Consider the following 13,659-nt stretch of genomic DNA (forward strand, 5'->3'; position numbering starts at 1 on the left):
TATTGTTGCGTGGGCCGACGTAGCGAAGGCGGAAGGACAATTCATGCGCATCGGGCTCTATCCCGGAACCTTTGACCCGTTGACGCTGGGGCATATCGACATCATCGCCCGCGCCGCCGATCTGGTTGACAGGTTGGTCATCGGCGTCGCGATCAACCGCGACAAGGGGCCGTTGTTCTCGTTGGAACAGCGCGTCGCCATGATCGAGGCAGAATGCGCCGAATTGAGCCGACAAAGCGGAACCGAGATTGTCGTGCATCCGTTCGAGAACCTGTTGATTGATTGCGCCCGCGATGTCGGCGCGCAGACCATCATCCGGGGGCTGCGGGCGGTTGCGGATTTCGAGTATGAGTTCCAGATGGTCGGCATGAACCGCGCGCTGGATAAATCCATCGAGACGGTTTTCTTGATGGCGGATGCGCGGCGTCAGGCGATTGCCTCGAAGCTGGTCAAGGAAATCGCGCGCCTTGGCGGCGATGTGACGAAATTCGTCCCCGAGCTGGTCAACACGGCGCTGCGCGAACGGTTTGGCCCGATCACCAGCCACAGCCCCGGATAATCAACCCGGCTAGAGCTTGCTCAGCGTCGAATCATCAAGCGCGACGCCACGTTTCTGCGCGCTGTCGAGCACCGCGTCGCGCAGGCTTTCATCGCTTTTGAGCAACTGCAAGAACCGCGCTTCGTCGAGGGTCAGCAAGGTGCATTGGGTGATGGCGGTCGTGTGCCCGCGGCGCGCGTTGCGGCGCAGCAACGCCAGATGGCCAAACATCTCGCCGCGGCCCAAACGATACACCTGACCGGCGCGCACCTGCTCGACCGCGCCCGAGGCGATGAACCAGACCTTGTTCGGCAATTCATGTTGTTTCAGTAAGACTGTCCCGCGCGACGCATAGACCGTGCGCATCTTCTTGCCCAGGGCGGCGCGCGTTTCCGGCGACATCCCCGCGAACAGCGGGAAGCCTGCGACCAGCACTTCGCGTTGCACATCCAGATCCAGATGCGGGCGTTTCGCCAAGGCGGCCCGTCGGCGGGCAATGCCGTCGTTCAGCACCAAGCGCAGTTCAGGGCCGATCAATCCGTCATCGACCAGCGCGGAATACTCCAGCTCTTCCTGTGACAGAACGATCTGCCGGATCAGGCGACGTTCAAGATCCTCGGCATAGCCGGGAAATTGCAGCCGCAGACCGGCCAGCGCCTGATCGGCCTCGTCCATGCGCCGTTCCAGCAAATCGTGCAGCAGATCGCCGACGCGTTTGCCATGAATGCGCCGGATGCGCGTGTCGATGAAGGCGTGCAGGTCGCGCAAAATTGCCACCCGCGCCACCAGATGCTCGAATCGGTCTGCGGTCATCCGTTCGAGGGGGGCGGACAAACCCAGGCGGTTGTGCAACACGCTGGCCACGCGGTCGGTCAGCCCCGCGCCGCGCGTCAAGCGGGCGGTGGTCAGATAGCCCAGGCGCCCGCCGCTGCGCGTGCCCTCGATCAAGCGGTCGACATCGGCAATCATGCGGTTGGCCAAACTGGCGGGCAACAGGCCTTCCTTGAAGGCTTCAAGGATCATGTCCCGTTCGCGCCCGGCCAGCGCCACCAGCCCCAGTGTGATGCGGTCGCGGTCGGCGATCTCGGTGCCCTCATCCGCCTTTGCCACGGCATCATCGACGCGGGTGGCAAAGCGTTTGGCCTCCTCGCGCACGGTTTCCTGCGCCAGGCCGAAATCGCGCGCCGTGTCGGCCACCGTCTCGCGCACGGTTTGCAGGGCCACGGCGACGACCTGCGCCGACAGGGCCTGATCGAGTTTCGACAACCGGTCCAACCCCAGCTTGGCGATCACGAAGCGCAGCGTGGTGCCCTGAACAATCAAGGTGAACAGGGTGAAGCCGGTGGCGATGATACCCACATGACGCTTGATATCCGACGGAATCCGCACGCTTTCAGTGACCGTCAGCGCCAGCGCCAGGGTCACGGCACCGCGCAGCCCCCCCCAGAGAATAGCCGTGCGGTATTTGGTGTCGATCCTCGGCGACAGCTTCAGGCGGCTCATCAAGGGTAACAGGCCGAACAGGATCGTCGCGCGCGCCGCCAGCGCGGCAACAACGGTCACGGCAATCAGGAAAAGATCATGCAGCGTGACATTGGCCAGCAGGTTGGGGATCAACAGGGCGGCCAGCACAAAGATCAACCCTCCGGCCCAATAGGCCAGCAGGTCCCAGGTGTCCCCCAGTTGCGCGCGCGTGGGCGGTGACAAGAGGCCGGGCGCATGGAAATTGACCGCCAGTCCGGCGGCCACCACGGCGACCACGCCCGACGCACCCAGCAAGGTCTCGGCCAGCAAGAACACCAGATAGGGCAGGGCGACCGACATCGACATTTGTCCCAGCGGGTGCAGTGACAGCCGCGCAATGGCCGAAAGCGCCACACGCCCGACGATCCAACCGGTGATGCCGCCGCCAATCAGCAGCCAGGGAAACTGATACGCGACATTGGAAAGCTGCGGGTTGGGGATGCCAAAGGCCACGAAGGCAAAGAACAGACCGAACAGCGCGATGGCGGCTGCGTCATTCAGCAGGCTTTCGCCCTCGACAATGCGCGCCAGCCGTTGCGGGGCGGGGGTCGCGCGGAAAATGCCGACCACGGCCGAGGGGTCGGTGGTCGAGACAATCGCGCCGATCATCAGGCAGGTCATCAACGACAACCCGGCAATCGGATAAAGCGCCCAGCCGACCGCCAGCGTACTGACCACAACGGCGACCACCGCCAGCAGCAGGATCGGCACCCAGTCATCCAACATGCGGCGGATGTCGAGGGACAGCGAGACCTGAAAAATCAGCGTCGGCAGAAAGACATAGAGGAACAGGTTGGCGCGGATCGGAAGATCCTGGATGGCGGCGGCGGCGGCGGCGATTCCGTCGGGCACCGGCAGCGTGACCAGAGCCGTTGACACGATGCCGATCACAATGCCCATCAAGGCCAGAACCACGGTCGCGGGCAGGCGCAAGCGCGCTGCCACGGGTTCCGACAACCCGATGACAACGAACAAACCGGCAATGATGGCGACAATGACAACAATATCCATGCGCATGGGATAAATGGAAAACCCCTGAGGCGCGAGGCACTCAGGGGTCAATTTTCGGTATTACGATGCAATAAATCCGTGTTCAGCGCAGTTTGGCAATTTCCGCAACGGTATCGAGCATACGGTTCGAAAATCCCCACTCGTTGTCGTACCAGGCCATGACCCGAACCATGGTGCCATCCATCACCTTGGTCTGGTCCAGGGCGACAATGGCAGAGCGCGGATCATGGTTGAAATCAATCGACACGTTCTCGGCGGTGGTGACGCCCAGAATGCCCTTGAGCGGCCCCTCCGAGGCGGCGATCAGGGCGGCGTTCACCTCATCGACGGTGGTGGCACGCGCAGAGTCGATGGTCAGGTCGATGGCCGACACATTGGGCGTCGGAATCCGAATCGCCACGCCGTCAAGCTTGCCGTCCAGCTCGGGCAACACCAGCCCCACGGCCTTGGCCGCGCCGGTCGAGGTCGGGATCATGCTGAGCGCCGCGGCGCGTGCCCGGTAGAGATCCTTGTGCAGCGTGTCCAATGTCGGCTGGTCGCCGGTATAGGCGTGGATCGTGGTCATGAACCCTTTGACGATGCCCACCGACTCATTGAGCACCTTGGCCACCGGGGCCAGGCAGTTGGTGGTGCAGCTGGCGTTCGAGATGATCTTGTCGTCAGCGCGCAGGGTCTGATGGTTGACGCCGTAGACGATGGTCCGGTCGGCCCCTTTCGAGGGGGCCGAGACCAGCACACGCGACGCGCCGTTTTCCAGATAGACCTTGGCCTTGTCGGCATCGCGGAACACGCCGGTGCATTCCAGCACCACGTCGATATCGGACCACGGCAGGTCAGCCGGGTTGCGCAGCGCCGTCACCCGAATTCGGCCGCGGCCGACGTCAATCCAGTCCTCGCCGGTGGTGACCTCGGCGTTCAGGCGTCCGTGGACGCTGTCAAAGCGCAGCAGATGGGCGTTGGCCTCGACCGAGCCCAGATCATTGATGGCGACGATTTCGATATCCAAGCGGTTTTGCTCGAGCAGTGCGCGCAAGATCAGACGCCCAATGCGGCCGAAACCGTTGATGGCAACCGTGGTGGTCATGGGGAGTTCCCTTTCTGACGTCAATTGTTGGCGCTAACATTACTATTTTTGCGCAAAGGTCAATCACAAATCCCGGTGCGCGTGTGTCGAAGGTGCCGAGGTGATATCTGCGCCGAACCCGCATGATACACGAAAAACCCCGAGGCTGCGACAGCCCCGGGGTTCAATGTCAGTCCATCAACCGTGATGGTGTCAGATCAAGCGGCCCATGGCGCCGGCAACATCGGCCATCCGCGCCGAGAAGCCCCATTCATTGTCATACCACGCCAAGACCCGCACCAACCGCGTGCCGGTAACCTTGGTTTGGTCCGGTGCAAAGATCGAGGAATAGGTGGTGTGGTTGAAGTCGATCGACACCTTGGGCTCTGGATCATAGGACAACACCGCCCCCATCGACCCCGCCGCTGCTTTTTGCATGATCTCGTTGACGTCCTGCACGGTCACGTCACGACCCGCGATAAAGGTCAGATCGACGGCGGAGACGTTTGGCGTGGGCACGCGAATCGCGGTGCCATCAAGCTTGCCGGCCAATTCGGGCAACACCTCGCCCAAGGCTTTGGCGGCCCCGGTCGAGGTCGGGATCATCGCCATGGCGGCGGCGCGCGCGCGGTAAAGGTCGGCGTGGCGGCGGTCCAGCGTTGGCTGATCGCCGGTGTAGCTGTGAATCGTGGTCATGATGCCCGATTCAATGCCGATTGCGTCGTTCAACACCTTGGCCAGCGGCGCGAGGCAGTTCGTCGTGCACGAGCCGTTCGAGACAACCAGGTGTTCGCCGGTCAACGCACGGTGGTTGACGCCGTAAACAATGGTCTTGTCCGCGTTCTTGGCCGGGGCCGAGACCAGAACGCGCTTGGCGCCACGGGTCAGGTGCACGGCGGCCTTGTCGCGGTCGTTGAATTTGCCGGTGCATTCCAGCACCACATCGACGCCGTCCCAATCCAGCTCTTGCGGGTCATAGGTGGACATGACGCGGATCGGACCGCGGCCCAGATCCAGCGTATTGCCCTCAACCCGGATCTGCCCCGGAAAGCGGCCATGTACGCTGTCGTATTTCAGCAAATGCGCGTTGGTCTCGATCGGGCCGGTGGCGTTGATCGCGACCACTTCAACATCGTTGCGCGCGCTTTCGGCGATATGCGCAAGGGTGCAACGACCGATGCGTCCAAAACCATTGATGGCAAGTCTGATTGTCATTTGTCCAGCCTCCGAGAAAAATGGGTCCATGAAGGATTGGGCTGGCCACAATATCAGAGGCGCACCCGGTCGAGGTTAGCCAAGTGTATACAGGTCCAATGGTGTCGAAGAAAGGGCAGGAATCGAGATTTCGCAAGGCGTTAGCGGTAAACATGCCGCGGCTGGGCGTGTTTGCGTTAACGATTTCTCACGGTCCTTGATGCCAAACCGGAAACGGTTCGCATCCGGACTCGCGCCATGCTTTGACGTTCGGCGCGTTGCATCGCGTCGGGCACTCTCTTATGACCAACGCAGAGATCCAAAACGGGCACCCAGGAATGATCACTCAGATCGCAATCGCCGTCTACATGATTGCCTTGAACACGGCCGCGTTTTGGCTTTTTGTCCATGACAAACGCGCGGCGATTGCCGGAACCCGCCGCATCCCCGAGGATCGGTTGCTGGCGGTGGCGTTTCTGGGCGGATCCATCGGCTGCAAGCTGGGGCAGATGATCAACCGCCACAAGATCCGCAAAGAGCCGTTTCGCCAGCAGCTGAACGGCATCCTCGCGGTGCAGATCGTCGCGATGGCGGCGGCCTTTGCGCTGCATATGGTGCAGAACACCTATATTCCGGTCATCATCAACTGACGGTCCCCCGGGCGGCAGGCGCGGCGGGTTCAGCCGGAAATCGCCTGCGCCAGTGCCGTTACAAACCTGTCCACATGCGCCTCGGTTGTGGACCACGAGGCGACAAACCGCGCCTGCAACAGCTCATCATCAGGCCCGTCGGCATGATCGCCGGGCCAGTCATAATACACCGCACCCGCCGCCCGCAACGCCCGGTGCGCGGCGCGCGGCAATTGCGCAAACAGCAGATTTCCGCCGCGCGGATGGATCAAACTGGCACCGGCCTTGATCAGCCCCTGTTCCAGCCGCGCCGCGCTGGCATTGGCGCGCGCCGCCAGGTCCAGCCAGAGACCGTCGGTCAGATAGGCCTCCATCTGTGCCGACAAATACCGATGCTTGGACACCAGATGCCCGCCGCGCTTGCGCCGCAGCTCGAATTCCCGCGCGCGGGCCGGGTCGAACATCACCACCGCCTCGACACCCAGCAAGCCGTTTTTCGTGCCGCCAAAGCTGACCACATCCACCCCCGCGCGCCACGTCATCTCGGCAGGGGTGCAGCCCTCGGCGACGATGGCATTGGCGAATCGCGCGCCGTCCAGATGCACGGGCAGGCCGTGGGATTTGGCGATCGCCGCCAGTTCGGCGATCTGCGCCACGGAATAGCGTGCGCCGCGTTCGGTCAGGTTGGTCAGGCTGAGAAGGCCGGGTTGCGCGTGATGCACGGCATTTGACGCCCCCGCCAGCCGCATGCGCAGGTCGTGCGGGTCGATGATCCCGTCGGCCCCGTCCAGCAAGGTCAGCTTTGCGCCGCCGGCGTAAAACTCGGGCGCGTTGCATTCATCCTCTTCGATATGGGCGACGCGGTGGCAATAGATCGCGTGCCACGGCTGCACATGACTGGCAATCGCCAGCGCATTGGCCGCTGTCCCGGTCGCGACCAGATACACGGCGGCCTCCGGGGCCTCGAACACCTCGCGAATCTGACCGCGCACCCGGTCCATCAGCGAGTCGGCACCATAGCCCAGCGAGAACCCGTCATTGGCCCGCAGCAGGGCCTGCATCACTTGATCGGGCGCGCCCGAGGTGTTGTCAGAGGCGAAAAACATCAGATTTCCTCGTCGATTATGTGATCTTCCCAATCTTCCTCGGGGATACTCATCTCGCCCAAGGTGCGGTTGCGCATCGAGATCCCCGCCGTGTGCACCGTGTTCGGATCGCCCGAGATCAGCGGGTGCCAATCGGCCAAGCCGCGCCCCTCGTTCAACCGCCTGTAGGCGCAGCTTTTCGGCATCCAGTAGGCGGTGGTTTCAATCGTGTCGGGCGTCAGCACCACGCATTCGGGCACGATGGTCTTGCGGATTTCATAGTTGGAACAGCGGCAGGTCGCGTCATCGAGCAACCGGCAGGCGATATTGGTGAAAAACACCTCGCCGGTGTCGGCGTCCTCCAGCTTGTTCAGGCAGCATTTGCCGCAGCCATCGCACAACGCCTCCCATTCCTGAGGCGTCATCTGGTCGAGGGGGACCGTGTCCCAAAAATTCTTGCGCAAGGTCATGGGCGCAGGTTTGGAAGATTTCGCGGCGAAAGGGAAGGGTGGTTGCCCTAGACCTGCGCCAAAATCGCGCGCGCCTGGGCGCTGTCCTGGTCCATCTGTGCGATCAGGTCGGGCAGGCTGTCGAACCTGGCTTCGGGCCGCAGGTATTGAACCAGTGCGACCGACAGATGTGCGTCATAAAGATCGCCTTTGAAATCAAAGAGATGAACCTCGAAATTTGGCGTATTGATGCCAAACATAGGCCGCACCCCCAGCGAGGCGACGCCGTCATAAATGCCGCGCTGCGGCCCGCTGCGGACCTCGACCTTGACGGCATAGACCCCCAGTTTCGGCAGGTGCAGCCCATCCACGACCATATTGGCGGTCGGATACCCCAACTCGCGCCCGCGTTTGGCACCATGCACAACGAGGCCGTCAATGCGGTGGCGGTGGCCCAGCATGTCCGCCGCATCCTGGACCCGGCCCTCGGACAGGGCCGTGCGAATGGCGGTCGAGGAATAGACGCCGTCCGCTTTGCCGATCAGATCGACAATGGTCACGTCAAATCCCATCTGTGCGCCAAACGCCTTGAGCATTTCGGCATTGCCTGCGCGCTTGTGGCCAAAACAGAAATCCGAGCCGACGACGACATGGCTGATGCCCAGACCCTGGCTGAGAATGTCGCGGGCAAACGCGTCAGGCGGCAGGCTGGAGAGGTCCTTGGTGAAGGGCAGTTCAAACAGCACATCGACGCCCAGGCGCTCAAGCCGGTTGCGACGGCCCTCGGCGTTCATCAGGCGAAAGGCCGGGCCATCGGCGTTGAACACCTGCCTTGGATGCGGCTCGAAGGTGATCACGCCCAGCGGCGCGTCGGGGCGGCGTGCCGAGTTGATCACCGCCTGGTGGCCACGGTGAACGCCGTCGAAATTGCCCATTGCCACCGAAGCACCGCGCAGCGCCTCATCGGTCAGGGTCCAAGTGCTGATCGTCTGCATCCTGCTCCGCGCCCCCGCCAAGGGTGGCGGGTCAGTCGAACTTGCGGCTCGGCGCCAGAACCAGCGCGTCACCCTTCAGGACGGTGGTATTGCCCACCGAGCAGCGACAATCAAGACCAACCCGGCGCTTGCCATAATCGATCTCGCGCACGGTGACTTCGGCCAGAACCGTGTCACCGGGGCGCACAGGGGCCAGAAACCGCAGGTTTTGCCCCATGTAAATGGTGCCGTGACCCGGCAATTGCTCGCCGATGACCGCAGAAATCAGGCCGGCGGTCAGCATTCCATGCGCGATGCGCCCCTCGAAGATCGTGTCCCGGGCATAGGTGTCATCCAGATGCACCGGGTTGTGATCTGTCGAAACCTCGGCAAAGAGCTCGATATCGCGGTCGGTGATCAGCTTTTGCAGGTGACGCGTCATGCCCACTTCGAGATCTTCGATGCAGATCGTACCACGGGGCAGATTGTCGGCGGGGCGGCTGTCGAGCATGGCGGATTTTCCGGTTTTGTGACCCATGGGGACGGGAGTCTTCCTGTTTACTGCGGTGCAGCATAACAAGTCCTGCCCCATCGCGCAAGATGCTTGCGCAAGAAAAGTGCGCTGAATGATGAAGTGTCGCAATTATATTGCGCTTCGGAATTGAGTGGGCGAGGAGTCAGATGCCGTTAACCGAATGTTTGGTGTTTGCGGTGAACATTCCCGTCACCACCGGCGGAAATTCAAGGAATTCGCTTTTCCAAAGCGCCACTGCGCAGTAAAGGAGGCCGCAAGAGACAGTCAGGACAAGCGACGGGAGGCACGCATGAAAGCGGCAGTCATCACCTTTCCGGGGTCGAATTGTGACCGCGATCTGGCCGTGGCCTTTGAGGACGCGGGCGCTCAGGTCGCGCGCGTCTGGCACAAGGACGCGACCTTGCCGGAGGGGACCGACATTGTCGGCATTCCGGGCGGGTTCTCGTTTGGCGATTACCTGCGCTGTGGGGCGATCGCCGCGCAGTCGCCGATCGCCAAGGCAATCGTCACCCACGCCGAGCGGGGCGGCTATGTGTTGGGTATCTGCAACGGCTTTCAGGTCCTGGTGGAAACCGGGCTGTTGCCCGGCGCCTTGATGCGCAATGCGGGGCTGAAATTCATCTGCAAACCCACCCGTCTGACGGTCGCCACCAGCGATAGCGCTTTCACCGGCGGTTACCGCCCGGGCCAGGACCTTTCGGTGCCCATCGCGCATCACGACGGCAATTATCAGGCCGATGACGAGACTTTGGGCCTGCTGCAAGGCGAGGATCGCGTGGCGTTTCGCTATCTGGACAACCCGAACGGCTCGCGCGGGGATATCGCCGGGATCCTGTCGCACAATCGTCGAGTGCTGGGGATGATGCCGCACCCAGAGCGGGCCATCAGCCCCGAACACGGCGGCACCGATGGTCGCGCGCTGTTCTCGGGCTTGATGGGCGCTTTGGCGCTTACATGATCGCGCGACGCGCAGCCCGCGCTTGAGCCCTCTGCGACGGGGCTTTACGGTATGCGAATGACTGGCGACCCCTCTTTTCCCGCGTCGCGAACGCTGCGCTCCGGCATGCCCCCTTGGGGCAAGGCGGTGGTTGCGCTGTTGGTGGTGGTCGCGGCGGTGGTCGTCTGGGTCCTCGATGACTGGCTCAGCGAAAGCTTTGCCGTTGACACGCGCAACCGGGCCGAACTGCGTCTGGTGCTCTATGCGGGCAATATCGAGGGCGAGTTGCAGCGCACGCAGGTGATGCCGATCCTCTTGTCGCGCGACCCGTCGCTGCGCGAAGCGCTGGAGGTCGGCAATTTCGCCAGAATCCCGCAATTGCTGATCAGCTTGCAATCCGAGGTTGGCGCCGCGTCAATCGAGTTGCTGGACACTGCCGGGCGGGTCGTGGCCGCAACCGACCGCAATCGGCTGGGGGTCTCGCGCGCCACGGATTTGCTGTTTGTGGACGGTCGCCGCGCCACAGACACGCTGTTTGCCGTCCAGCCACGCGATTCCGGCGGCTACGGCTTCGCCTATGCCCGTGCCATCCGCGCCGGGACGCAGGTGTTGGGCGTTGTTACGGTCGAGGTTGATCTGGCCAAATTCGAGCGCGCCTGGGCCGGGTTTTCCGAGGCCGTGGCGCTGATCGACAGTTCCGGCAATATCATCCTGTCCACCGAACCCCGTTGGCGCGGGCGCAGCGAAAGCGACGCCCTGGCGCTGCGCGATGCGCCCTCGGCGATCGAGCGCGCGCTGCAATTCACCGCCGATCTGACCGGGCGCGGCCCCGATGCGTTCTTGTCGAACGAGGCGGTTCTGCGGTCGGAAACGCGCTTGCAGCACCGCGGCTGGCGGTTGATCAGCTACACGACCTATGCGGGTGTTCGGGAAAAGGTGAACGGCGTTCTGGCGCTGGTGATCATGGGGTTTGCCCTGTTGCTGACGCTGGTGTTCTACGTCTTTTCGCGGCGCGCCTGGTCGCAATCCGCCCGGTTCGAGCAGGAATCCGTTGAGTTGCGCCAGCTCAACATCCGGCTGCAACGCGAGGTCGCGGCGCGCGAGAAGGTACAGAAAGAACTGAACGTCGCCGAGCAAACCCTGATGCAATCATCGAAACTGGCGGTTCTGGGCGAGATGTCGGCGGCGGTCAGCCATGAGTTGAACCAACCGCTGGCGGCGATGAAAACCTATCTGGCGGGCGCGCGCTTGTTGTTGAACCGGCGGCGCTCGGAAGAGGCGCTGGTCTCGTTTCAGCGCATCGACGACCTGATCGACCGCATGGGCGCGATCACGCGGCAGCTGAAATCCTTTGCGCGCAAGGGCGGCGATGCGTTCGAGCCGCTCGATTTGCGCGCCTGTGTGACCCAGGCGCTGGCAATGATGGAGCCAAAGTTGCGCGAACGTCGCGTGCTGGTGGTGCGCACGATCCCCAAAGAGCCGGTGATGGTGATGGGCGACGCACTGCGGCTGGAGCAGGTGTTGATCAACCTGATGCGCAACGCGGTCGACGCCACGGCGACGGTCAATGCGCCGCAAATCGATCTGGTGATGACCCAGGGCGACACGGTGATTCTGACGATCCGCGACAATGGCACCGGCATCGCGGATATCGGGCAAATCTTCGAGCCGTTCTACACGATGAAGAAAGCGGGTGAGGGGGTCGGGCTTGGACTGGCGATTTCGTCGGGCATTGTCGCGGATCACGGTGGGCGCTTGACGGCGCGCAATGTGCCCGAGGGCGGCGCGGCCTTTGATATTTCGCTTCCCGTTTTGGTGAATACGACGGAAATCGCCGCATAACGTGTTATAGTAACAAGACGAATTTCGAGGAGAACCCCTATGAACGCCAGCGAGAGCGTCACGCAGATCAGCCGCAGCCCCTCGCGCATCGTGGTGGTCGATGACGAGCAGGACATGCGCGCCTCGATCAGCCAATGGTTGTCGCTGTCCGGTTTCACGCCCGAAACCTATGCCAGCGCCGAAGAAGCCCTGGCGGTTGTGGGCCCTGATTTTCCCGGCATCGTGGTCACCGATATCCGGATGCCGGGCATGGATGGCATGGCCTTTCTCAAGCGGTTGATGGGGATGGACGCGAGTTTGCCGGTCATTTTGATCACCGGTCACGGCGATGTGCCGATGGCGGTCGAGGCAATGCGCCTCGGGGCGTTTGATTTCCTGGAAAAGCCGTTTGATCCTGAGCGCATGACGGACCTGGCGCGCAATGCCCTCAAGGCGCGCAGTCTGGCGCTCGAGAATCGGGCGCTGCGCCATGAATTGGCCGATGGCACCACGATCATGCGGCGTCTGGTGGGAAATTCGGCCGAAATGGTGCGGCTTCGCGAGGATATTCTGGATTTCGGGCAGGCCGATGGGCATGTGTTGATCGACGGCGAAACCGGCACCGGGAAAACGCTGGTGGCCCATGCCTTGCACGCCGTCGGGCCGCGGGCGGGCAAGCGTTTCGTGTCGGTCTCGTGTTTCGGGCTGGATGACGACCAACTGGCCGCGCGGCTGTTTGGCCCGGTTGAAACCGGCGGCTTGCCGCTGACCGAAGAGGCGCGCGGCGGCACGCTGTGTCTGGAAGACGTCGAGGCGTTGAGCCCGGCGTTGCAGGGGCGGTTGCTCAGCTTCATCAACGCGCAGGCGACCCCGCCCGAGACCCGGATCGTCGCCGTATGCAACGCGCACCGGCCGGGCAACTCCTTGGAGGATATCCTGCGGCCCGACCTCTATTATCGCATGGCGGCGATGAAGCTGACCTTGCCGCCACTGCGCAACCGGGGCGAGGATATTCTGGCGCTGTTCAAGAGCTACGCCGAGGATTATGCAGAGGAATATGGCTGTCCGGCACCGGATCTCTCGGCCCAGGACGCGGCCTATCTGCTGCAAGCGCCATGGCCGGGCAACATCCGGCAGTTGATCTCGATTGCCGAACAGGCGGTGCTGCAAAACCGTCGCGGTTCCGGGTCGGTGGTGTCACTGGTGATGGCCGAGAACGAGGCCTCGGGCGGGGCGCTGACCACCGAGGGCAAGCCGCTGAAAGACTATGTCGAAGCCTTCGAGCGCACCTTGATCGACAACACCATGCGCCGTCACAAGGGGTCGATCGTCGCGGTGATGGAGGAACTCTGTCTGCCGCGCCGCACGTTGAACGAGAAAATGGCCAAATACGGGCTGAGCCGCGGCGACTATGTCTGACGGCGCGGATCGCAGGCAGGCGCTCGCGCCTGGGTTGTGAGGCACAAGCCATGGGGTGCGCCGGGTTTTGCACCCCAAGCAGGTGTTGAATCCACTGACGTTTTTCGTGAATGTGTGAATTGTCTGGCCACAATCGACATTTTGCCATTGCGGTGGAGGGGTCTTAGCCCCTATGTTTGTAGGGCTGAAGTGCGCGACGCGCACCTCTCACGGAATTCACAGCCTGCAATTTCCGGTTTTCGGTCGATGCGCAGGCGGGATCGGCCCAGGTTGGCCGTAGAAATGTCAGGCGCGGCACCGCGTCCGCCCGGCTTAGAACGGGTGTCCACCGCGCTTTGCGGCCGGACGCCGGAGCATGAAACCGCGATGCAAAGGGACGCATCAGCACATGACGTGAATGGGACGCGCAAGCGCGACGCCCTCCGTTTGCTGACGTTTGGCATCGCCCACACAATCCCCCATGACAGCAGACCGCGTGGC

At 62.7% G+C, this 13,659-nt stretch carries 12 protein-coding genes; 5 read left to right on the plus strand and 7 right to left on the minus strand.

The annotated features are described in order from the left end of the window. The first annotated feature begins 43 nt into the window (after positions 1-43). Positions 44-559 (plus strand): pantetheine-phosphate adenylyltransferase, encoded by a 516-nt coding sequence (gene coaD, locus VDQ28_RS14975; RefSeq protein ID WP_323036697.1) that lies wholly within the window; start codon positions 44-46, stop codon positions 557-559. Between the two features lie 9 nt (positions 560-568). Here the strand turns inward: coaD and VDQ28_RS14980 are convergent, their stop codons facing one another. The 3 genes from VDQ28_RS14980 to gap (VDQ28_RS14990) form a co-directional block, all read right to left on the minus strand. Then, a complete protein-coding gene (locus VDQ28_RS14980) occupies positions 569-3,079 on the minus strand; it encodes a cation:proton antiporter (RefSeq protein WP_323036698.1) in 2,511 nt (836 codons plus the stop codon). A 76-nt stretch (positions 3,080-3,155) separates the two neighbouring features. Beyond that, on the minus strand, positions 3,156-4,157 hold the full coding sequence (gene gap / locus VDQ28_RS14985) for a type I glyceraldehyde-3-phosphate dehydrogenase (RefSeq protein WP_323036699.1): 1,002 nt from the start codon (positions 4,155-4,157) through the stop codon (positions 3,156-3,158). A gap of 192 nt (positions 4,158-4,349) precedes the next feature. After that, the gene (gap, locus tag VDQ28_RS14990; protein ID WP_323036700.1) at positions 4,350-5,351 is read right to left on the minus strand and encodes a type I glyceraldehyde-3-phosphate dehydrogenase; all 1,002 of its coding nucleotides are present in this window, start codon (positions 5,349-5,351) and stop codon (positions 4,350-4,352) included. Between the two features lie 317 nt (positions 5,352-5,668). Between gap (VDQ28_RS14990) and VDQ28_RS14995 the strand changes: the two genes are divergently transcribed. Further along, the gene (locus VDQ28_RS14995; protein WP_323036701.1) at positions 5,669-5,980 is read left to right on the plus strand and encodes a DUF1294 domain-containing protein; all 312 of its coding nucleotides are present in this window, start codon (positions 5,669-5,671) and stop codon (positions 5,978-5,980) included. A 29-nt stretch (positions 5,981-6,009) separates the two neighbouring features. Here the strand turns inward: VDQ28_RS14995 and VDQ28_RS15000 are convergent, their stop codons facing one another. Genes VDQ28_RS15000 through VDQ28_RS15015 form a run of 4 tightly spaced genes read right to left on the minus strand, consistent with a single transcriptional unit; the run spans position 6,010 to position 9,005 of the window. Further along, positions 6,010-7,065, minus strand: a complete 1,056-nt coding sequence (locus tag VDQ28_RS15000) for a threonine aldolase family protein (protein ID WP_323036702.1) — start codon at positions 7,063-7,065, stop codon at positions 6,010-6,012. After that, positions 7,065-7,514, minus strand: coding sequence for a YcgN family cysteine cluster protein (locus VDQ28_RS15005; RefSeq protein WP_323036703.1), 450 nt, complete (start codon positions 7,512-7,514; stop codon positions 7,065-7,067). The genes VDQ28_RS15000 and VDQ28_RS15005 overlap by 1 nt, the downstream gene beginning before the upstream one ends. A gap of 47 nt (positions 7,515-7,561) precedes the next feature. Further along, complete coding sequence (locus VDQ28_RS15010; protein WP_323036704.1) at positions 7,562-8,488, minus strand: bifunctional riboflavin kinase/FAD synthetase; 927 nt, start codon at positions 8,486-8,488, stop codon at positions 7,562-7,564. A gap of 31 nt (positions 8,489-8,519) precedes the next feature. Further along, positions 8,520-9,005 (minus strand): MaoC family dehydratase, encoded by a 486-nt coding sequence (locus tag VDQ28_RS15015; protein ID WP_323036705.1) that lies wholly within the window; start codon positions 9,003-9,005, stop codon positions 8,520-8,522. Between the two features lie 286 nt (positions 9,006-9,291). Between VDQ28_RS15015 and purQ the strand changes: the two genes are divergently transcribed. From purQ to VDQ28_RS15030, 3 genes are read left to right on the plus strand one after another with little or no spacing between them, the layout of a single operon-like run. Beyond that, positions 9,292-9,960, plus strand: coding sequence for a phosphoribosylformylglycinamidine synthase subunit PurQ (purQ, locus tag VDQ28_RS15020; RefSeq protein WP_323036706.1), 669 nt, complete (start codon positions 9,292-9,294; stop codon positions 9,958-9,960). Between the two features lie 57 nt (positions 9,961-10,017). Continuing rightward, positions 10,018-11,781, plus strand: a complete 1,764-nt coding sequence (locus VDQ28_RS15025; RefSeq protein WP_416349391.1) for a sensor histidine kinase — start codon at positions 10,018-10,020, stop codon at positions 11,779-11,781. A 39-nt stretch (positions 11,782-11,820) separates the two neighbouring features. After that, positions 11,821-13,179 carry a sigma-54-dependent transcriptional regulator gene (locus VDQ28_RS15030; protein ID WP_416349392.1) on the plus strand — a complete coding sequence of 453 codons (1,359 nt, stop codon included), beginning with the start codon at positions 11,821-11,823 and terminating at the stop codon, positions 13,177-13,179. Positions 13,180-13,659: the final 480 nt, after the last annotated feature.

The organism is Pararhodobacter sp., assembly GCF_034676545.1.
In the GTDB taxonomy this organism is placed as follows: Bacteria; Pseudomonadota; Alphaproteobacteria; order Rhodobacterales; family Rhodobacteraceae; genus Pararhodobacter.